We start from the raw sequence: 20,626 nt of genomic DNA on the forward strand, positions 1-20,626 counted from the left end.
GTCAGGTACAGCGCAGCGTGTTCTTCGCGGGCAGAGCCCGCTCCCACAAACTACCGTGTGTCAGGGACGCCGCAGTGTGTCCTTCGCCGCCCGCCTCCGCTCCCACAATAGAGGGTCAGGCGGGGCGGGTGAGGGTCTTTACGCCTTCGGCAGTGCCCAGCAGCAGCACATCGGCCGGGCGAGCGGCGAACAGGCCGTTGGTGACCACGCCGACGATGGCATTGATCTGCGTTTCCAGCGCCACCGGGTCGGTGATCTGCATGTTGTACACATCGATGATGATGTTGCCGTTGTCGGTCACCACGCCTTCGCGATAGACCGGGTCGCCGCCCAGCTTCACCAACTGGCGCGCGACGTGGCTGCGGGCCATGGGAATGACTTCCACCGGCAGTGGAAACTCGCCCAGCACCGGCACCAGCTTGCTGCCATCGGCGATGCAGATGAAGGTGGTGGCCACGGCAGCGACGATCTTCTCGCGGGTCAGCGCAGCGCCGCCGCCCTTGATCAGGTTCAGGTGCTCGTCGCTTTGATCGGCGCCGTCGACATAGAATTCCAGGTCACCGACGCTGTTGAGTTCGTACACCGGGATGCCATGGCCCTTGAGCCGCGCAGCGGTTGCCTCGGAGCTGGCCACGGCGCCGTCGAAGGCGCTCTTGTGCTGGGCCAGCGCATCGATGAAGCAATTGGCGGTGGAACCGGTGCCGACACCGACAACGCTCTTTTCGCCCAGCTTGGGCAGAATGAAATCCACGGCAGCCTGGGCGACGGCCTGTTTGAGTTGGTCCTGGGTCATGCAAGCTCCGCAGCGGCAGTTGGGGCTCTAGTGGTTGCGGCCCCGAAGCCACGCATTATAAGGGCAAAACCTTGGTTTTGCGGTGGTCGTTGGCTTAGACTCATCGGCCCCGCCCGTTATCGTCAGTGATGTCTGCCATGCTCGAACAGTACGTAAAGATGATCCTCACCTCGCGCGTCTACGACGTCGCGGTGGAAACCCCTTTGCAGCCCGCCGGGCAGCTGTCCGAGCGTCTGAACAACAAGATTCTGCTCAAGCGCGAAGACCTGCAGCCGGTGTTCTCGTTCAAGATTCGCGGCGCTTACAACAAGCTGTCGCAGCTCACCGCGCAGGAAGCAGCATGCGGCGTGGTCACCGCGTCGGCCGGCAATCATGCCCAGGGCCTGGCGCTGGCGGCGCGCGAGCTGGGCATCAAGGCCACCATCGTGATGCCCAACACCACCCCCGAAATCAAGATCGCAGGTGTGCGCTCGCGCGGCGGCATCGTGGTGCTGCATGGCGATTCGTTTGCCGAAGCCCTGGCCCACTCGCTCAAGCTGGTGGACGAGCAGGGCATGGTCTACATCCATCCCTACGACGACCCCTACACCATTGCCGGGCAGGGCACCGTGGCCATGGAGATTCTGCGCCAGCATCCGGGCGATCTCGATGCGATCTTCGTACCGGTGGGCGGTGGCGGGTTGATCGCCGGCATTGCCGCGTACGTCAAATACCTGCGGCCGGGCATCAAGATCATCGGCGTCGAGCCGGACGACTCCAACTGCCTGCAGCAGGCCATGCACGCTGGGGAGCGCGTGGTGCTGCCGCAGGTCGGGCTGTTCGCCGATGGCGTGGCGGTGGCGCAGATCGGTCACTACACCTTCGAGATCTGCAAGGACCACGTGGACGAGGTGATCACCGTCAGCACCGACGAGATCTGCGCGGCGATCAAGGACATCTACGACGACACCCGTTCCATCACCGAGCCTGCGGGCGCGCTCGGGGTCGCCGGGATCAAGAAGTACGTCGAGGCCCGAGGCGTGTCGGGGCAGACCCTGGTGGCGATCGATTCGGGCGCCAACGTCAACTTCGATCGGCTGCGCCACGTGGCCGAGCGAGCCGAGCTGGGCGAGGGCCGTGAGGCCATCATCGCGGTGACCATCCCCGAGCGTCCGGGCAGCTTCAAGGCGTTCTGCGAGGCCATCGGCAAACGGCAGATCACCGAGTTCAACTACCGCTACCACACCGGCCATGAAGCGCACATTTTCGTCGGGGTGCAGACCCATCCCGAGCGGGACCCGCGCGCGGTGCTGCTGCAGACCCTCGAGGCGCATGGCTTCCCGGTGCTGGACCTGACCGACAACGAACTGGCCAAGCTGCACATTCGCCATATGGTCGGTGGCCATGCGGTCAGGGTCAGTGACGAGATGGTGCTGCGCTTCGAGTTCCCCGAGCGTCCGGGGGCACTGTTCAACTTTCTCGACAAGCTGGGCGGGCGCTGGAACATCTCGATGTTCCACTACCGCAACCATGGCGCCGCCGATGGGCGTGTGGTGGCTGGGTTGCAGGTGCCCGAGGATGAACGCCATCTGGTAGCCGGCGCGCTGGCCGAGATCGGCTACCCGTTCTGGGATGAAACGGATAATCCGGCGTACAAGTTGTTCCTGGGGTAGTGATGCGGTGCACCGGCTTGAGTCCGCGGTGTGCCATTCGCGGGCAGAGCCCGCTCCCACAGGGGCGATGGGGTGTGCCAGTTGTTACAGGGGTAGGTCTCGCTGCGCTGAACTCGATGGCTGCTACGCTTGTCGATGATGCATCGTAATGGCCCACGGGGATCACGCGTCATGGAAAGCCTGGCGGTTCTGAAAATATTCCACGTCGCTGCCACTGTTGTGCTGCTGGGCAGTGTGGCGGCCGTCATCTACCGAGCCTGGCGCAGCTGGAAGGGCGGCGACCGGCTACCGTTCGCCAGCACCCTGCAACGGCCCTGGGTGTATGCCTGGCTGGTCATGGCCCTGAGCCTGGTGAGCTTTCCCGTCACGGGATGGTGGCTGGTGCACAGGGTCGGTTGGCCTTTGGGGCAAACCTGGATTCTCACCGCTGCGGTGCTGTATGTGATCGGCGGAGGGGTCTGGTTGCTGCTGATCAACCGGGTGAACCGCCTGCGCTTCGCGACTGGGTTGAACGAAGGCGTAATTGCGGCCAAGCGCCGCAATGTGTTGATCATCGCGACCGTTGCAGTGGTGGTGCTGCTGTCGATCATCGGCTTGATGGTGACCAAGCCTGCCTGAGGCAAACCGAGGCGCATTCTTCGAGGCCGATGACCGCTCCTACGGTTGGTCCCGATCCCTGTGGGAGCGGGCTCTGCCCGCGAAAAGAGCGCCGCGGTGTATCAGACAAACCGCAGCGCATTCTTCGCGGCCGATGACCGCTCCTACGGTTGGTCCCGATCCCTGTGGGAGCGGGCTCTGCCCGCGAAAAGAGCGCCGCGGTGTATCAGACAAAGCGCAGCGCATTCTTCGCGGGCAGAACCCGCCCCTACAGTTAGCAGCTATCAGCGCAGGGAGATTTCTTTCCAGCCGCGGCGTTTGGCTTCTTCATGCAGGCGTGGGTCCGGGTCCACCACCACCGGATGGGTGACCTGCTCTAGAAGAGGCAGGTCATTCATCGAGTCACTGTAGAAATAACTGTCCTGCAAGTCGTAGCCGTTTTCCTCCATCCAGCGATTCAAACGCGTCACCTTGCCTTCCTTGAAGCACGGCACGTCGAAGCTGTGCCCGGTGTAGCGGCCGTCAACCATTTCGACTTCGGTTGCCAGCAAGGTCTCCACCCCAAGCCGCGCAGCGATCGGTCCGGTGACGAAGCGGTTGGTAGCAGTGATGATCACCAGCTTGTCACCCGCATCGCGATGCTGTTGCAGCAAGGCCGCGGCCTTGGGCAGCATGATGGGCTCGATGCAATCGCGCATGAATTCGCGATGCCATTCATCCAGTTGCGCCACGTCGGTCGCCGCGAGGATTTCCAGGGTGAAATCCAGGTACGCATTCAGGTCCAGGCGGCCGGCCAGGTAATCCTCGTAGAACTCATCGTTGCGTGCCTTGTACGTGTCGGCATCGAGAATGCCGCGTGTGCACAGATAGTCGCCCCAGGCATGGTCGCTGTCGCCGCCGAGCAGCGTGTTGTCGAGGTCGAAGAGGGCCAGGCGCATGAAATGACTCGCATGAAGTAAGGAAAAGGCCCACAGAATACGGACTTTTCACATGCGTGCACATAAGCTACGCGGCGTCGTTGCTGCCTTCACAGGCTTTGTGGAACAATGCCAGAACATGCGTTTACGAGGTTGTTGCCGTGATCGACCCCGATGGTTTTCGCCCTAACGTTGGCATCATTCTTACCAATGACGCCGGTCAGGTGCTATGGGCTCGGCGTATCAATCAGGACGCCTGGCAATTCCCGCAAGGGGGTATCAACCCTCAGGAAACGCCGGAAGAGGCCTTGTACCGCGAGCTGAATGAAGAAGTCGGGCTGGAACGCCAGGATGTTGAAATACTTGCCTGCACCCGCGGCTGGTTGCGTTATCGTCTACCCCAACGCCTGGTGCGTACGCACAGCCAACCGCTGTGCATCGGCCAGAAACAGAAGTGGTTCCTGCTGCGCCTGGTGTCCAATGAGCAGCGCGTGCGCATGGACCTGACCGGCAAGCCCGAGTTCGATGGCTGGCGCTGGGTCAGCTATTGGTATCCGCTGGGCCAGGTGGTGACATTCAAGCGCGAGGTCTACAGACGCGCGCTCAAAGAGCTAGCCCCGCGCCTTCTTTCGCGCGACTGACGACGGAGTTCGACCCCGAGCCATGCTCAATACGCTGCGCAAGATCGTCCAGGAAGTCAACTCCGCCAAGGATCTCAAGTCGGCGCTGGGGATCATCGTGCAACGCGTCAAGGAAGCCATGGGCAGCCAGGTCTGCTCGGTGTACCTGCTGGATCTGGAAACCAACCGTTTCGTCCTCATGGCCACCGAAGGCCTCAACAAGCGTTCCATCGGCAAGGTCAGCATGGCCCCCAACGAAGGCCTGGTGGGCCTGGTGGGCACGCGCGAAGAACCGCTCAACCTGGAAAATGCCGCCGGCCACCCGCGTTATCGCTACTTCGCCGAAACCGGTGAAGAACGCTACGCGTCGTTCCTCGGCACGCCGATCATCCACCACCGGCGTGTGGTGGGGGTGCTGGTGATCCAGCAAAAGGAGCGGCGTCAGTTCGACGAAGGCGAAGAAGCCTTCCTGGTCACCATGAGCGCGCAACTGGCGGGCGTCATCGCCCACGCCGAAGCCACCGGTTCGATCCGCGGCCTGGGGCGCCAGGGCAAGGGCATCCAGGAAGCGCGTTTCGTCGGCGTGCCCGGCTCGCCCGGCGCGGCGGTCGGGACCGCGGTGGTGATGCTGCCGCCGGCCGATCTGGACGTGGTGCCCGACAAGAGCGTCAGCGACATCGATGCCGAGCTGGCGTTGTTCCAGAACGCCCTGGAAGGCGTGCGCAACGACATGCGCACCCTGTCGGCGAAACTGGCCACGCAGCTGCGCCCCGAAGAGCGGGCCCTGTTCGACGTCTACCTGATGATGCTCGACGACGCTTCGCTGGGCAGCGAAGTGACCAACGTGATCAAGACCGGGCAGTGGGCCCAGGGTGCGCTGCGCCACGTCGTCACCGAGCACGTCAACCGCTTCGAATTGATGGACGACGCGTATCTGCGCGAGCGCGCCTCCGACGTCAAGGACCTGGGGCGGCGCCTGCTGGCCTACCTGCAGGAGGCGCGTCAGCAAACCCTGGTCTACCCCGATAACACCATCCTGATCAGCGAAGAACTGTCGCCGGCAATGCTCGGCGAGGTGCCGGAAGGCAAGCTGGTGGGCCTGGTGTCGGTATTGGGCTCGGGCAACTCCCACGTCGCCATTCTGGCGCGTGCCATGGGCATTCCGACGGTCATGGGCCTGGTCGACCTGCCGTATTCCAAGGTCGACGGCATCAAGATGATCGTCGATGGCTACCATGGCGAGGTCTACACCAACCCCAGCGACATTCTCAGCAAGCAATTTGCCGATGTGGTCGAGGAAGAGCGGCAACTGGCGCTGGGCCTCGATGCTTTGCGCGAGCTGCCCTGCGTGACCCTGGACGGCCACCGCATGCCGCTTTGGGTCAACACCGGCCTGCTGGCCGATGTGGCCCGTGCCCAGCAACGCGGCGCCGAGGGTGTGGGGCTGTACCGCACCGAAGTGCCATTCATGATCAACCAGCGCTTTCCCAGCGAGAAGGAACAACTGGCGATCTACCGTGAGCAGCTGGCGGCCTTCCACCCCCTGCCGGTGACCATGCGCAGCCTGGACATCGGTGGTGACAAGTCGCTGTCGTATTTCCCCATCAAGGAGGAAAACCCGTTTCTGGGCTGGCGCGGTATCCGCGTGACCCTCGACCACCCGGAAATCTTCCTGGTGCAGACCCGCGCCATGCTCAAGGCCAGCGAGGGCCTGAACAACCTGCGTATCCTGCTGCCGATGATATCCGGCACCCATGAGCTGGAAGAAGCTCTGCACCTGATCCACCGGGCCTGGGGCGAGGTGCGCGACGAAGGCACCGACGTGCCGATGCCGCCGGTGGGGGTGATGATCGAGATTCCCGCAGCGGTGTACCTGACCAAGGAACTGGCGCGGCAGGTCGATTTCCTTTCGGTCGGCTCCAACGACCTGACCCAGTACCTGCTGGCCGTGGACCGCAACAACCCGCGCGTGGCCGATCTCTACGACTACCTGCACCCGGCTGTGCTGCAGGCGTTGCAGCACGTGGTCACCGAGGCGCATGCCGAAGGCAAGCCGGTGAGTATCTGCGGCGAGATGGCTGGCGATCCGGCGGCGGCGATCTTGTTGATGGCCATGGGGTTCGACAGCCTGTCGATGAACGCCACCAACCTGCCCAAGGTGAAGTGGATGCTGCGCCAGGTGAACCTGAGCAAGGCCAAGGAGCTGCTGGCGCAGTTGAGCAAGATCGACAACCCGCAAGTTATCCACAGCTCGCTGCAACTGGCCCTGAAGAACCTGGGCCTGTCGCGGATGATCAATCCGAGCACGCCGAAGAAGCATTGAGGCGTGCTGCAAGCGGTCAAGGCCGCAATGGCATCCCTGCAGATCAAATGAAGCACCGCAGTGCTCGTTTCGCGGCCGAAGACCGCTCCTACGGTAGATTCTGTATCCCTACGCTTGCCACTAGTAGCCTGTCCCAGGCTCCACCAGACCTGCCATAGGTTCACCCCGTTGATGCCGGCGGATGTTGTCCAGCAGCACCTGGAATGCCGAATGCGGATCGGTCATGGCGCCGATATGTGGCGTGAGCCAGATTTTCGGGTGGCTGAGGAAGGGGTGATCGCTGCGCGGCGGCTCTTTTTCCAGCACATCGACGATCGCATGGGCCAGATGGCCTGAATCCAGCGCGGCCAGCAGGTCGCTTTCCACCAGATGGCCGCCGCGGCCAAGATTGATCAGGCTGGCGCCGGCCGGCAGCGCGGCGAAAGTCTGCGCATCGAGAATGCCAGCGGTGTCGGCGGTCAAGGGCAACAGGCACAGCAGGATGTCACAGCTGCCGAGAAAGTCCGGCAATTGCTCGCGGCCGCCATAGCAGTGCACGCCGGGCAGTGTCTTGAGCGTGCGCGACCAGCCACTCAAGGCAAAGCCGAACGGCCGCAGCGCATTCAATGCCGCCTGGCCCAGATTGCCCAGGCCCATCACACCGACGCGGCGCTTGCCGGCCTCCAGCAGCGGATGGATCGCCCACTTGCCCTCGCGCTGTTGCTGCAGATAGGTCGGCATCTGGCGATGCAGGGCGAGCACGGCGAAGCCGGCGTACTCGATGATGCCCTGGGCAATGCCGGGGTCGAGCATGCGTACCACGCTGACCGCTTCGGGAACGTGCGCAAGGTCGAACTGATCCACCCCCGCCGACGTGGCGAAAACCACCTGCAGTTGGGGGAATCGGTCATACAGGTCCGCTGGCGGCTGCCAGGCGGCGAAATAGCGTACCTGCGCCGGGTCGCCGATGTCCGGCCAGAAGCGCAGGGGAATATCCGCTGCGTGCTCGGCGAACAAGGCCTTCCAAGCCGACGCACGCTCGTCGGGGACTTTGAACAGCAGCGTCATAAGGTGGGTTCTCGCTGACGATCGGAAGGAACACCGACGATGCCAGATTGCCGCGCAACATTCTCCCGAATCGAGCGGGCGAAACAGAACAAGTTGACCGTAGCAGCGGTGCAGTGTGGGAGCGGGGCTCTGCCCGCGAAAGGGCCGGTGCGGTGTGTCAGGGGTACCGCGGCGTCTGGTTCGCGGCCGATGACCGCTCCTACGAGCTGCGCAATCCCTGTAGGAGCGGCCTGTGGCCGCGAAAGGGGCGGTGCGGTGTCAGGGGTGCCGCGGCCTCAACAGGCGGCAGCGATGGCTTCGCCCAGGGCGCGGGTGGTGCCGGTGCCGCCGATGTCGGCGGTCAGCGGTGCGTGTTCCGGGCCCATGGCCAAGACCTTTTCAATGGCCGCCAGAACAGCCGCGCCAGCCTCCGGATGGCCGAGGTGTTCGAGCATCATGGCGCCGCACCAGATCTGCCCGATGGGGTTGGCCACGCCCTTGCCGGCGATGTCCGGCGCCGAGCCGTGCACCGGTTCGAACAGGCTGGGGAAGTTGCGTTCCGGATTGATGTTGGCCGACGGTGCGATGCCGATGGTGCCGGTGCAGGCCGGGCCAAGGTCGGAGAGAATGTCGCCGAACAGGTTGCTCGCCACCACCACGTCGAACCAGTCCGGATGCAGCACGAAGTTGGCCGTGAGAATGTCGATGTGGTACTTGTCGACGTTCACTTCCGGGTACTTCTTGCCCATCTCGACCACGCGCTCGTCCCAGTAAGGCATGGTGATGGCAATGCCGTTGGACTTGGTGGCCGAGGTCAGGTGCTTCTTGGGACGGCTCTGCGCCAGCTCGTAGGCAAACTTGAGAATGCGATCCACGCCAACACGGGTCATCACCGTTTCCTGCAGGACGATCTCGCGGTCGGTGCCGGGAAACATCTTGCCGCCCACGCTGGAATATTCGCCTTCGGTGTTCTCGCGCACGACCCAGAAATCGATGTCACCAGGCTTGCGGTTGGCCAGCGGTGCCTTCACCCCAGGCATCAGCCGGCAAGGGCGCAGGTTGACGTACTGGTCGAACTCGCGGCGGAACTGCAACAGCGAATCCCACAGCGACACATGGTCGGGCACAACGTCGGGCCAGCCCACGGCGCCGAAGTAGATGGCGTCGTAGCCCTTGAGCGTTTCGAACCAGTCGTCCGGCATCATCTTGCCGTGAGCCAGGTAGTAATCGGCGCTGGCGAAGTCGAACCAGTCCCACTGCAAGTTCAGGTCGTAGCAGGCCGCCACGGTATCCAGCACACGGACCCCTTCGGGCATGACTTCCTTGCCGATGCCGTCACCGGGAATCACTGCAATCTTGTAATTGGACTTGCTCATGGTGCCACTCCACGGGTTGATGAACTTGCCGACTCAGTGTAATCAGGGTGTGCGGATTAATAATTGGCCTGTTGGTTAAGCCATTCTTAGATTCAGGTAAACAATCCATGAGCATGATCGACGACCTGAGCTTCTTTCAGCAGGTGGCCACCCGCGCCAGCCTGACCGAGGTGGCCCGCCATCTTGGCCTGTCGCTGCCAGCGGTGAGCAAACGGCTGAGCCAACTGGAACAGCGCCTGGGCGTGCAGTTGCTGCAACGCACCACGCGACGCTTGTCGCTGACGCCCGAAGGTGTGCTGTATCTGGAAGGCGGGCGGCCGATCCTGCGTCAGCTCGATGAACTGGAAAGCGCGCTGGGCACGCGTCAACCGACCCTGCACGGGCGACTGCGGATCAACGCCACCCTGGGCTTCGGCCGACGGCATCTGGCTCAGGTGATCTCGGCGTTCGCGCGCCTGCATCCCGAACTGGAAGTATCCCTGGAACTGAGCAGCCAGCCCATGAGCCTGCTCGATGATCAGTTCGACCTCGGCGTGTTCATGGGCGAGCCGCCCGATTCGCGGCTCATCGCCGTGCGCCTGCTGGAAAATCCGCGCGTGCTGTGCGCATCACCGAGATACCTTGAAGACATGCCTGCGCCCACCCGGGTGGCCGATCTGGCCGCCCACAACTGCATCGTGCTGCGTCAGTTCGGCAGTGATTACGCCATCTGGCGCTTTCGCAAGGATGGCCAGGACTACGCGCACAAGGTGACCGGGACGCTGTCGAGCAATGATGGCGAGGTGGCGCTGGGGTGGGCGCTGGACGGCCACGGTTTGATTTTGAGGTCGCGCTGGGACGTGCAGGCCCATTTGGCAAGTGGCCGGCTGCAGGCACTGCTGACCGATCATCAGGCGCCGCAGGCCGACGTGTTTGCGATGTACCAGCAACGGCGCCATACGCCCCAGCGCATCACCGCATTCGTGCATTACCTGCGCGAGGCGCTGGGCCAACGATTGCCGTTTGCGGTCGGTGACCTGTAGCAGCGGCGCGAGCCGCGTCCGGCCTCGACGCGGTGGGGCAGATGTACCGCGGCGTTGGTGGCGCGGCTCGCGCCGCTGCTACAGGGTAAGCGTGCCGGGGTGGGTATAGATAACCTGAAATCATGGTGGTACTGACTAATGGTGCATTGTCGCGCAGGCTTCGCCTCTTGTACCTTCCAGCGGTCCCGCTCGGTCAAACAAAAATACAGAACCGGTGCAAACATGGGCTACCCGTCGAGGTTTTTGTCGCTGCCGAATTAATCTACCCCCAGGATGATTTGCCATGAAAACCTTGTCTTTCGGTTCTGTCCTATCCCTGTTGTACGTGGCCATGGCGTGTTCCACCAGCGCCCAGGCCGAGCAGATTACCTTCGTGTCCCAAGGTGGCGTGTATCAGGAGGCGCAGACCAAGGCCATCCTCGACCCCGCCGCCAAGTTGCTTGGCATCACCATCAAGCAGGACAGCGTTCCGGACGCCTGGCCCATGGTCAAGGCCCAGGGCGAAACCGGCAAGCCGGTATGGGACGTGATCGACACCCCGCCTTCGAACTGTATCCGTGGCGGCCGCGAAGGCCTGATCGAGCCGCTGGACCTGGCGAAAATGCCTAACGTCAAGGGCATGCCCGAGGCCTATCGCACGCCTTACTCGGTGGCCTACGAGTTCTATTCCTCGGTACTGGGCTACAACACCAAGAGCCTGAAGAAAGTACCGCAAAGCTGGGCCGACTTCTGGAACGTCAAGGACTTCCCCGGCACCCGCGCATTGCGCAACGACCCCATGGGCACCCTGGAAGCGGCGCTGATTTCCGACGGCGTGCCGCGCGACAAGCTCTACCCGCTGGACGTCGACCGCGCCTACAAGCGCCTAGCCCAGATCAAGCCGGACATCGCCGTGTGGTGGAGTTCGGGCGGGCAATCGGCGCAGCTGCTCAACGACGGTGAAGTGGACATGCTGATGATCTGGAATGGCCGCGTAGGCGCGGTGAAGAAAGACAACGCCGATGTCGACTTCACCTACAACGACGGCATCCTGCAGAACACCCAGCTGTGCATCCTCAAGAACGCGCCGAACCTGGCCCAGGCGGTCAAGTTCGTCGACACCGCAGTGTCGCCCGATCTGCAGGCCGACCTGCCCAAGTACATCGATTACGGCCCTGGCAACCCCGCCGCGTTCGCTACTGGCAAGCTCAGCGCCGAACGGGGCAAGGAGCTCCCAAGCTCGCCGGAGAACGCCGCCAAGCAGGCGCTGATGTCCGAAGAGTGGTGGTCGTCGGCTGACGGTATTGCCGCCAAGGACCGCTGGTTGAAATTCGTCCAGTAAGGCGGCCGCAAGCGTGATCGACTATCTGATTCTCGGCGGCGGCAGCGCGGGGTGCGTGCTCGCCGCGCGGCTGTCCGAAGACCCCAGCAAGCGCGTGTGCCTGGTGGAAGCCGGGCGTGACATTGCGCCGGGCAAGATGCCCGCGGCCATCGCCAGTCGCTACCCCGGCCGCGCCTATCTGGATGGGCGCAACATCTGGCAGCGCCTGACCGCACGCATGTCCACCCAGGGCAGCCGTCGCTATGAGCAGGCGCGCCTGCTCGGCGGCGGATCGGCGATCAATGCGCTGATGACCAACCGCGGGGCGCCGGATGACTACGACGAGTGGGGGCGGCTCGGTGCCGAAGGCTGGAGCTGGGAAAACTGCCTGCCGTACTTTCGCAAACTCGAAACCGACTGCGATTTCAGCGGGCCGCTGCACGGCAGCGACGGACCGATACGGATCCGGCGTACGGCGCCGGCCTTTCTGTCGCCCTTCGTGAAAGCGGTCATGGGCGTATTGGCGACTCGTGGCCTGCCCACCCGCCCGGACCAGAATGGGCAGTGGCAGGATGGCGTCTACGTGGGTGCCATCGGTGTCAGCGAGCAGGGTGAACGGATTCCGGTGTCGGTGTGCTATCTCACCGACGAGGTGCGTGCCCGCCCCAACCTGACCCTGCGCACGGAGTGTGTTGTGGACCGCGTGCTGTTCCGCGGCACCCAGGCGGTGGGCGCGCGTCTGCTGGGCCAGGCCGGCGTGGCCGAGGAAGTGTTTGCCGGGGAGGTGATCGTCTGCGCCGGGGCGATTCACAGCCCTGCGTTGTTGATCCGCAGTGGGGTTGGCCCGCTGGACCAATTGCTCGATCTGGGCGTGCCGCTGGTGGCCGACCGGCCGGGCGTGGGAGGCAATCTCATGGAGCATCCGTCGATTGCCGTGTCGGCGCTGCTGACGGCGCAGGGACGAACACCTCACGTCGACGAGCATCACGAGCAGGCCATCGTACGCTTTTCATCCGGGTTGCCGGGCACGGTGCCGGGTGACATGCACGGTGCGATCCTGTCGCGTTCCGGCTGGCACTCGGTGGGCTACCGGCTGGGCACGATGTTTTTCTGGGTCAACAAGTCCTACTCGCGAGGGCGGGTGCAGGTGACGTCGCTGGATCCGTTGCAGGAGCCCGAGGTCAGTTTCTCGATGCTGTCCGAAGCCCGTGACCTGCAGCGGTTGAAGCAGGCCCTGCGCATGGGTGCCGAGACGCTGTCGGCACCGGGGCTGGGCGGTCTGCGCAGTGTGGTGTTTCCATCCAGCTACTCGCCGCGGGTGGCCAAGGTAGCGATGCCTGGCCGTTTCAATGCCCTGCAGCGTGGGCTGTTGAGCGTGCTGCTGGACATCGCCGGCCCCTTGCGCGGGCTGTTGGTGCGAGGCCTGGTGACCCAAGGTGTGACCCTGGAAAAGTTGCTGGCCGACGACAAGGCACTGACGGCGTTCGTGCGCGCCAATGTGGGCGGCACCTGGCATCCGTCAGGCACATGCCGCATGGGCCGCGCGGAGGATCCCCAGGCAGTGACCTCGAGTGACGGGCGGGTGATCGGGGTAACGGGATTGCGGGTGTGCGATGCGTCGTTGATGCCGTCGATTCCATGCGCCAACACCAATGTGCCGACCATCATGATGGCCGAGCGTATCGCCGATCTGATCAAGGCGGGGTGAGGCGACGGTGTTTCAGGCAGACCGCGGCGCCTGGTTCGCGTCCGATGACCGCTCCTACGGGTGGCCGGTCAACGGTAGGAGCGGTCATCGGCCGCAAAGGGCGCGCTGCGGTGTTTCAGGAAGGCCGCGGCGTCTGGTTCGCGGCCGATGGATGCCCCTACGGGTTGCCGGTCAACGGTAGGAGCGGTCCTTGGCCGCGAAGGGCGTGCTGCGGTGTTTCAGGAAGGCCGCGGCGTCTGGTTCGCGGCCGATGGATGCCCCTACGGGTTGCCGGTCAACGGTAGGAGCGGTCCTTGCCCGCGAAGAGCGCGTTGTGGTGTGTCAGGTACCCCAACCCACGATACCCTTCACCTCTAGAAACGCCTCCAACCCCCATTCGGCATATTCGCGGCCATTGCCCGATTGCTTGTAGCCACCGAACGGCGCCGCTGCGTCCCAGCTGGGATAGTTGATGTAGACGCTGCCGGCGCGCATCTTCAGGGCCACCTGGCGTGCCCGCGCAAGGCTGGCCGACTGCACGTACGCCGCCAGGCCGAACACACTGTCGTTGGCCATACGTACCGCGTCCTGCTCATCGGTATAGGGCTGGATCACCAGCACCGGGCCGAAGATCTCCTCACGGGCAATCGTCATCTGTGCATCCACCCCGGCAAAGATCGTTGGCTGCACGTAATACCCGAGGTCCAGCCCGGCCGGCCGGCCCAGACCGCCACACACCAACTGCGCCCCTTCCTCGATGCCGATGGCGATCATCCGCTGGATTGCCTGGTATTGCCGGTCACTGATCACCGGGCCCAGGGTCGTGGACGGGTCGTCGGGCGCGCCGACTCGATGGGCCGATGCCGCCGCGCGAGCGATCGCCACTGCCTGGTCGTGCAGCGCGGCGGGTACCAGCATCCGTGTGGGCGCGTTGCAGGACTGGCCACTGTTGCCGAAACACCCGTTGACCCCTGCCGTCACCGCTGCGTGCAGGTCCACATCGTCGAGCAGGATATTGGCCGACTTGCCGCCCAGTTCCTGGTGCACCCGCTTGACCGTCGGTGCGGCCAGCCGCGCCACCTCCACGCCGGCCCGGGTGGAGCCGGTGAACGACACCATGTCCACGTCGGGGTGACTGGCCAGCGCTGCGCCCACGCCAGGCCCGTCACCATTGATCAGGTTGAACACGCCCGCCGGCACTTCGGCGCTGTGCAGCACTTCGGCAAAAATGATGGCGTTGATCGGCGCGATCTCGCTGGGCTTGAGCACCAGGGTGCAGCCGGCGGCCAGTGCCGGTGCCACCTTGCAGGCGATCTGATTGATCGGCCAGTTCCAGGGCGTGATCAAGGCCACCACGCCGACTGGCTCCTGGTTGATCAGCGTGGTGCCGCGCCGGGTGCGGAACTCGAAGCTGTCCAAGGTGCGCAGCATCTGCTCCAGGTGACGCTTGCCGATACCGGCCTGCCAGTCATGGGCCAAGGCTCGCGGTGCGCCGACCTCCTGCATGATGGCCGCGGCAATGTCGTCGTAGCGGGCCATGAACGACTCGAGGATCCGTCCGAGCAGCGCCTTGCGCTCGGCCGGAGTGGTAAACGCAAAGTCGGTAAAGGCGCGTCGCGCCGCCGCGACCGCCGCATCGACATCGGCCTGTTCACCCAAGGCGATTTCGGTAAACGCCTGCTCGCTGGCCGGATTGATCACCGCCAGGCGCCGCGCGCCCGACGGCTCGACCCATCGTCCGTCTATATAGAACTTCAACGCGTTGTCCAAAATTCGCTCTCCACCAGTGATAAAAAAGGCCGATGCGCCTGCGTCCCCGTAGCAGCGGCGCAAGCCGCGTCCGAGTTCGCTGCGGGGAAAAAGGAGTTACGTGCCGTCAGAATAGGAACGGTTTTCCTGTCAGGGCAATTTACTAATAGTTTTCCCAGGCATAAACTCAGGTCATGTCCAACCTTCGCAGAAAACTGCCCAGCTCCGGCTCCTTGTTCGTTTTCGAGGCAGCCGCCCGTTGCGGCAGTTTCACCCGTGCGGCCGACGAACTCTGCGTCAGCCAGCCTGCCGTGAGCCGCATGCTCTCGCGCCTGGAAGAACACCTTGGGGTACAGTTGTTCGAACGCGTTCGTGGCGGCGCGCGGCTCACCGAAAGCGGGACCCTTCTTTACCGCCGCGTCCAGGAAGGTTTCGACACCATCGAATCGGCCATCGGCGAAATCTCGGCCCGCGCTACCGGCATGGAAACCATCACCCTGTCGGTGTCCACCGCGTTCACCACACACTGGCTGATGCCGCGCATGAGCCGTTTCAGCGAGCGCTTTCCCGCGGTGGACATGCGTTACCAACTCATGTCCGGGCGCATCGGCGGGCCGTTGATGGATGTCGACCTGGGCATGCGCTACCTCGACGCCGGCAGCGTCAAGGCCGCAGACAGCCTGGTTCTCCCCGAGATCACCCTGCCCGTGTGCAGCCCGCAATACCGTGCCGGCGTACCGAGCGGCAAGGGCAAGAATGCAATGCCTGCGCTGATCCACATGGACAACCAGGACCGTACCTGGGCGGCGCCTTTCGACCAGGGTGGACGCGCAGACAATGCCCTGGTGTTCTCCGATTATGCGGTGGTGGTGCAGGCCGCCCTGCTTGGCCAGGGCATGGCCCTGGGTTGGCTCAACGTGGTCTCGCACTGCCTGGCCAACGGGCAGTTGCTGCCGGTGGGTGACGAGGTCACGGTCAGTGCCCGGCACTGCTGCCTGGTGACACCGGCCAACCGTCCGAGCCGCCCTATCGTGGAAAGCGTGCGCCAGTGGATCATCGAAGAAATGCAGGCCGACATCGTGCGCGTCGACGCGCTTTACCCACAGTTATGCCTGGCTCGGAAGATCGCGGAGGCGTCATGAACACAGGTATGCCGCCATCGCGGGAAAAACAGTAGGTTATGCCCTGAGGTAAGGACAAAACAGAACATATGGCGATTCACCCGGCTGATAATTGAACCACACCTTGCACCTTCCCCTGGTTCATCATGCGGAGCGCCCTATGTCATTCAAGCAGTTCAAAGCCCTGACGTTCGATGTCGTCGGCACCCTGATCGATTTCGAAGCCGGCATTCTCAACCATGTGCGCGAAGTGGCTGGCGAAGCGGGCAAGGCGTGCAGCGACGACGACATTCTGAAGGCCTACCGCGATGCCCGCGCGATGCCCGATTCGGGCTGGTGGCCGGATGACCTGGAGCGCTGCTATCACTTGATCGCGCGCCAGCTCGGCTTGCCGGACAGCGACGAATACGCCCGCGGCCTGGCGTTGGCGGTGGAAAACTTCCCGGCCTTCCCCGACTCGATCGAGGCGCTCAAGCGTCTGCACAAGCACTTCAAACTGGTGGCCACCACCAACTCGCAGATCTGGGCCTTGAACCACATGGCCAAGACCCTCGACGAGCCGTTCGATGTGCGCGTGACCGTCGATGACGTGCGTTTCGAGAAGCCCGATCCGCAGTTCTTCGCCTACACCCGTGGGGTGCTGGCCACGCAGGGCATCGTCTTCGAAGAGATTCTCCACGTTGCGCAGAGCCAGTACCACGACATTGGCGTGGCCATGCGCCTGGGCTACCAGACCTGCTGGATCGAACGTCGCCACGCGCAGAAGGGCAGCGGCGGCACCCTGGAATCCGAGCACACCAAGCCGCACTACCATTTCACCTCGTTGGCGCAACTGGCCGACGCGGTCGAACAGGAACTGGGCTGACAACAGCGGCGCTTGCTCCGAGCGCCGCCTTCTGGTGGAAACCGGCTATGACTGCGAAGAGTTTATGGGCGGCCACCGCCCGACCGGCCCCGGCCCTGCAAGCATTGCAGGGCGAGCGGCAGTGCGACGTGGTGATCGTCGGTGCCGGCTACACCGGGCTGTCTGCGGCTCACCACATTGCCCTGAGCGGCCGCGAGCCATTGATTCTGGAAGCCAATACCCTGGCCTGGGGCGCCAGTGGCCGTAACGGCGGCGTGGTGTCGCCCAAGTTTCGCGTCGGCTTTCCTGCCCTGATGCAGCGCTTCGATCGCGACACCGCTCTGCACATGTACCGCACCGGTTATGCCGCCGTGGACAGCCTGGTGGAAATGATCGACAGCCTGGGCATCGAGGGCGCGCAGTTGCACATGGGTGGGCACATTGCCGCGGCCCACAACGAACTTGCCTTGAACGGACTGCGCAACACCGCTGACTGGATCAAGCGCGAAACCGGCGGCGAGTCGTCGCGCATGATCGACGCGGCGCAGGTGCGGGAAATGACCGGCTCGACCCTTTTTCACGGCGGGCTGCTGACGCCGAAGGCGGGCGGCATTCACCCGCTCAACTATGCCCGGGGCATGGCTCACAGCCTGAACGAGCGCGGCGTGAAGATGTTCATCAACAGCCCGGCGTTGCAGGTTCGCCAGGAAGGCGACCGGATCATCGTGCAGACGCCCCAGGGTCGAGTCAGTGCCAGACAGGTGGTGTATGCCACCAATGGCTATTCCGACCAGAGCGCCGCGACCGATACTCTGCACCGACGGCTTATTCCCTTTCGTAGCGCAATCATCGCGACTGCACCACTGCCGGCCGACGTATTGGCCACGCTGATGCCCGGCGGTCAGGTCTGTGGCGACACCAAACGCATGCTGCGCTGGTTCCGGGTGGTCGGCGACCGGTTGATCTTCGGCGGCCGCGGGGCGTTCGGCAAAGACGATTCGGACAGCGCCTTCGCCACCCTGCAACGCAGCATGGGCGTGGTGTTTCCGGTCCTGCGCGACCAGCCCGTGGCGTTTCGCTGGTCTGGGCTGGTGGCCATGACCCTCGATTACCTGCCCCATGCAGGTCAACTGGACGCGCGCAGCTTCTATGCCATCGGCTACAACGGCGGTGGCGTGGCGATGTCCACTTACATGGGCAAGCAACTGGCAGCCATGACCGCGGGCGAACCGGTGCAACTGGGCCTGCTGGCGGGCGACACGTTCAAACCCATTCCCCTGCATGCCTTTCGCGCGCCGGGTGTACGCTTGGCGGCAGGTTGGCAACAACTGCTGGATGCCATCGGCCGCTGAGCCGCGAACTTCTTCATTGCCAAGACGAGACCTATGCCCCCGATCCTGCATTATTCACAGCCCGCCATCGAACGCCGTCTACCCGTCGCCGCCTTTGCGTTGCAGGACGACCCCCTGGCGGCCGGCCGTACCGTGCATTTCCATGACCCCCACACGGGCTGCGCGGTGGGCGCCTCGACCAGCGTCGGCGCCAATTTGTCGATTGATGATTTTCCCTGGGTCGAACTGGGGATTGTGGAGGCCGGCGAGCTGACCCTGCAGGGCGAGGGCTTCGACCTGCGTCTGAAGGCTGGGGATTGTTTCGTGGTGCCTCGTGGTGTGGCAGTGCGCTGGCAGCATCGCGGGCAGTTGCGACGTCTGTTCATGGCTTTCCCCGGCTTGCCGCCGAGCAATGACATGCCTCGCACGCCGCTGAAGATCGACTTCGCTCAATCACTGCCGCCCAGCGAGCCGCCGTCGGCAACAGTGCTGCTGACCCCGGCTCCGAAAGCCTGGAGCGCAACGCTGTTCAGCGCGGCCAACTTGCGCATCGGTCTGTGGCAGTGCGAGCCCTATGCACGCAAGCAGGTGCAGCCAGGCTACAGCGAGCTGATGTTCATTCTGGAAGGCGCAGTGACCTTGACGCCCGAGCAGGGCGACGCCTGTACGGTCAGCGCCGGCGAGGTCGTGGTGGTGCCGGCGGGGGCGACCAATGCCTGGTCGAGCGAGCAGACGGTGCGCAAGGTGTTTTGCATTTTGAGTTGAGGCGGCGTAACGGCCGGACGCGGCGTGGGATGTGTAGGGTGGGCGGACGTGAACATCGGCCTGTAGCAGCGGCGCGAGCCGCGTCCGGGGTCACCGCGGTGCGGGAATCAAACCGCGCGCACCAAACTGCGCAACGGCACAGCGCTCTTGAGCACCGGGCTCTTGATGACGATGTAGCTGAAATACTTGTCGATACCGATGTTCTTGTCGAGGATCGACTCCATCAGCTCCTGGTAGTGCTGGATGCTGCTGCACAGGAACCGCACCAGGTAGTCATACCCGCCGCTGATCAAATGGCATTCGAGCACCTCGTCGATGTTGCGGATGCTCGATTCGAACTTCACGAAATCGGCGCGTTTGTGGTCCGACAGGGTCACCTCGGTGAACACCGTGACGGAGCTGGCGAACTTGGCCAGATTGACGTGCGCTTCATAGCCACTGATGTAGCCCGCCGACTCCAGGCGTTTGACCCGTTGCAGGCAGGGGCTGGGGGACAGGCCAACGGCTTCGGCGAGGCTGACGTTGGTCATGCGCCCGTCCTTCTGCAGCTGCACCAAAATATTGATGTCGATGCGATCCAGTTTCGTTGCAGCATCCATGGGGTGGACCTCGTCAAGTCAAAGCATGAACGTGGGCCTCAGGCGTGCAATGCCGTTTGATGGGCATGGGCGAGGTCCGCAAGGCTGGCGTATTCACAGCGCTTGCCGTCCAGAGCCTGGGGCGAAAGATTCCATGGCTGGCGGTGGTCACGGTGCAGGGTACACACCGGAAAATCCACGCGCAGGTTCCAGGGGTCATCCGTTTCGGTACTGCGCACCGGCAGCAACTGCGAGCGCTCCAGGCCCAGGCGCTGCAGCTCGGTGGCGAGGCTGCTGTGCCAGTCATCGTTGCAAGGTTCGATGACCGCATCGAATGCCACCGGCAAGCGTTGGGTCAGGGCGCCGACATCGATGCCGTGGGGTGGGGCGATCAGTATCAACCGGTAGAACTTGCTCAGGTACTGCAGGGCGCCGGGGGCGTCTTCGAAGATCGGCCAATGGGCCGACGAGCTACCGAAAGCCACACTTTCATCCCAGCCGGGAATCACATGCAATCGGTGCGCCATGCGCTGGTACAGCTGGCCGTGGAACGCACTGGCACTGGGGTTGCCGCCCGCCTGGCCGAGCTCCTGGGCGATGGCGCGGTAGGCCGTCAGCAGTTGCGCGTCACTGCCGGGAGTCTCGCTCTGCACCGACAAGGGTCGCAGGCCTTCGAGAATGCCCCGTTCACGGTCGACCAGGGTGGCATAAGAGAACCCCAGGGCCTTGTACTGTGTGACTTTCATGGAATGCTCCTGAGCGACGGTATGAAGGGCTTCCCTGCAGACTCCTACAGCTTTTCCACCGTAGGAGCGGTCGGTGGCCGCGAACAGCGCGCCGCAGTGTGCCAGGTGTACCGCGGCGCATTTTTCGCGGCCGCTGACCGCTCCTACGTTTGGACCTGATCCCTGTAGGAGCGGTCGGT

18 protein-coding genes are annotated in these 20,626 nt (G+C 63.8%); 11 read left to right on the forward strand and 7 right to left on the reverse strand.

What is annotated here, in order from left to right; translation table 11 throughout:
- Nucleotides 1–115: 115 nt before the first annotated feature.
- Nucleotides 116–793, reverse strand: coding sequence for a ribose-5-phosphate isomerase RpiA (gene rpiA, locus IFT80_RS10135; protein WP_192137498.1), 678 nt, complete (start codon nucleotides 791–793; stop codon nucleotides 116–118).
- A gap of 137 nt (nucleotides 794–930) precedes the next feature.
- On the opposite strand from rpiA, the gene ilvA reads away from it, so the two are divergent.
- Both ilvA and IFT80_RS10145 read left to right on the forward strand, forming a co-directional pair.
- Entirely contained in the window at nucleotides 931–2,445 is a 1,515-nt protein-coding gene (gene ilvA / locus IFT80_RS10140) for a threonine ammonia-lyase, biosynthetic (protein ID WP_185794838.1), read from the forward strand.
- Between the two features lie 171 nt (nucleotides 2,446–2,616).
- Complete coding sequence (locus IFT80_RS10145) at nucleotides 2,617–3,063, forward strand: DUF2269 family protein (protein WP_185794839.1); 447 nt, start codon at nucleotides 2,617–2,619, stop codon at nucleotides 3,061–3,063.
- A gap of 263 nt (nucleotides 3,064–3,326) precedes the next feature.
- Here the strand turns inward: IFT80_RS10145 and IFT80_RS10150 are convergent, their stop codons facing one another.
- Entirely contained in the window at nucleotides 3,327–3,980 is a 654-nt protein-coding gene (locus IFT80_RS10150; protein ID WP_185794840.1) for a histidinol-phosphatase, read from the reverse strand.
- A gap of 140 nt (nucleotides 3,981–4,120) precedes the next feature.
- Here IFT80_RS10150 and IFT80_RS10155 point away from each other — a divergent pair, with 140 nt between their 5' ends.
- Both IFT80_RS10155 and ptsP read left to right on the forward strand, forming a co-directional pair.
- Nucleotides 4,121–4,600, forward strand: coding sequence for an RNA pyrophosphohydrolase (locus IFT80_RS10155; protein ID WP_043191776.1), 480 nt, complete (start codon nucleotides 4,121–4,123; stop codon nucleotides 4,598–4,600).
- Nucleotides 4,601–4,622: 22 nt separating this feature from the next.
- Nucleotides 4,623–6,902, forward strand: a complete 2,280-nt coding sequence (gene ptsP, locus IFT80_RS10160) for a phosphoenolpyruvate--protein phosphotransferase (protein WP_043191774.1) — start codon at nucleotides 4,623–4,625, stop codon at nucleotides 6,900–6,902.
- Between the two features lie 120 nt (nucleotides 6,903–7,022).
- Here the strand turns inward: ptsP and IFT80_RS10165 are convergent, their stop codons facing one another.
- Together IFT80_RS10165 and IFT80_RS10170 are read right to left on the reverse strand one after the other, a co-directional pair.
- Nucleotides 7,023–7,949, reverse strand: a complete 927-nt coding sequence (locus tag IFT80_RS10165) for a 2-hydroxyacid dehydrogenase (RefSeq protein WP_192137499.1) — start codon at nucleotides 7,947–7,949, stop codon at nucleotides 7,023–7,025.
- Between the two features lie 275 nt (nucleotides 7,950–8,224).
- A complete protein-coding gene (locus IFT80_RS10170) occupies nucleotides 8,225–9,304 on the reverse strand; it encodes a tartrate dehydrogenase (RefSeq protein WP_192137500.1) in 1,080 nt (359 codons plus the stop codon).
- A gap of 107 nt (nucleotides 9,305–9,411) precedes the next feature.
- On the opposite strand from IFT80_RS10170, the gene IFT80_RS10175 reads away from it, so the two are divergent.
- The 3 genes from IFT80_RS10175 to IFT80_RS10185 all read left to right on the forward strand — a co-directional run bounded on the left by IFT80_RS10175 (nucleotide 9,412) and on the right by IFT80_RS10185 (nucleotide 13,334).
- Nucleotides 9,412–10,326, forward strand: coding sequence for a LysR substrate-binding domain-containing protein (locus IFT80_RS10175; protein ID WP_192137501.1), 915 nt, complete (start codon nucleotides 9,412–9,414; stop codon nucleotides 10,324–10,326).
- Nucleotides 10,327–10,609: 283 nt separating this feature from the next.
- A complete protein-coding gene (locus IFT80_RS10180; RefSeq protein WP_122480612.1) occupies nucleotides 10,610–11,647 on the forward strand; it encodes an ABC transporter substrate-binding protein in 1,038 nt (345 codons plus the stop codon).
- Between the two features lie 13 nt (nucleotides 11,648–11,660).
- Nucleotides 11,661–13,334 (forward strand): GMC family oxidoreductase, encoded by a 1,674-nt coding sequence (locus IFT80_RS10185; RefSeq protein WP_192137502.1) that lies wholly within the window; start codon nucleotides 11,661–11,663, stop codon nucleotides 13,332–13,334.
- A gap of 321 nt (nucleotides 13,335–13,655) precedes the next feature.
- On the opposite strand, the gene IFT80_RS10190 is transcribed toward IFT80_RS10185, so the two are convergent.
- On the reverse strand, nucleotides 13,656–15,083 hold the full coding sequence (locus tag IFT80_RS10190) for an aldehyde dehydrogenase family protein (RefSeq protein ID WP_192137503.1): 1,428 nt from the start codon (nucleotides 15,081–15,083) through the stop codon (nucleotides 13,656–13,658).
- A gap of 173 nt (nucleotides 15,084–15,256) precedes the next feature.
- On the opposite strand from IFT80_RS10190, the gene IFT80_RS10195 reads away from it, so the two are divergent.
- The 4 genes from IFT80_RS10195 (at nucleotide 15,257) to IFT80_RS10210 (ending at nucleotide 19,123) form a co-directional block, all read left to right on the forward strand.
- Complete coding sequence (locus IFT80_RS10195; protein WP_192056601.1) at nucleotides 15,257–16,204, forward strand: LysR family transcriptional regulator; 948 nt, start codon at nucleotides 15,257–15,259, stop codon at nucleotides 16,202–16,204.
- A gap of 139 nt (nucleotides 16,205–16,343) precedes the next feature.
- Entirely contained in the window at nucleotides 16,344–17,048 is a 705-nt protein-coding gene (locus IFT80_RS10200) for an HAD-IA family hydrolase (protein ID WP_122480608.1), read from the forward strand.
- 47 nt (nucleotides 17,049–17,095) lie between these two features.
- Nucleotides 17,096–18,379 carry an NAD(P)/FAD-dependent oxidoreductase gene (locus IFT80_RS10205; RefSeq protein ID WP_163007704.1) on the forward strand — a complete coding sequence of 428 codons (1,284 nt, stop codon included), beginning with the start codon at nucleotides 17,096–17,098 and terminating at the stop codon, nucleotides 18,377–18,379.
- Nucleotides 18,380–18,412: 33 nt separating this feature from the next.
- Entirely contained in the window at nucleotides 18,413–19,123 is a 711-nt protein-coding gene (locus tag IFT80_RS10210) for a cupin domain-containing protein (protein ID WP_192137504.1), read from the forward strand.
- Between the two features lie 107 nt (nucleotides 19,124–19,230).
- Here the strand turns inward: IFT80_RS10210 and IFT80_RS10215 are convergent, their stop codons facing one another.
- Nucleotides 19,231–19,722, reverse strand: a complete 492-nt coding sequence (locus IFT80_RS10215) for an Lrp/AsnC family transcriptional regulator (protein ID WP_043191751.1) — start codon at nucleotides 19,720–19,722, stop codon at nucleotides 19,231–19,233.
- 38 nt (nucleotides 19,723–19,760) lie between these two features.
- Nucleotides 19,761–20,447, reverse strand: coding sequence for a hypothetical protein (locus IFT80_RS10220; protein WP_185794848.1), 687 nt, complete (start codon nucleotides 20,445–20,447; stop codon nucleotides 19,761–19,763).
- Between the last annotated feature and the right edge of the window lie 179 nt (nucleotides 20,448–20,626).

It is taken from the genome of Pseudomonas sp. CFBP 8771 (assembly GCF_014841695.1).
Taxonomy (GTDB): domain Bacteria; phylum Pseudomonadota; class Gammaproteobacteria; order Pseudomonadales; family Pseudomonadaceae; genus Aquipseudomonas; species Aquipseudomonas baltica.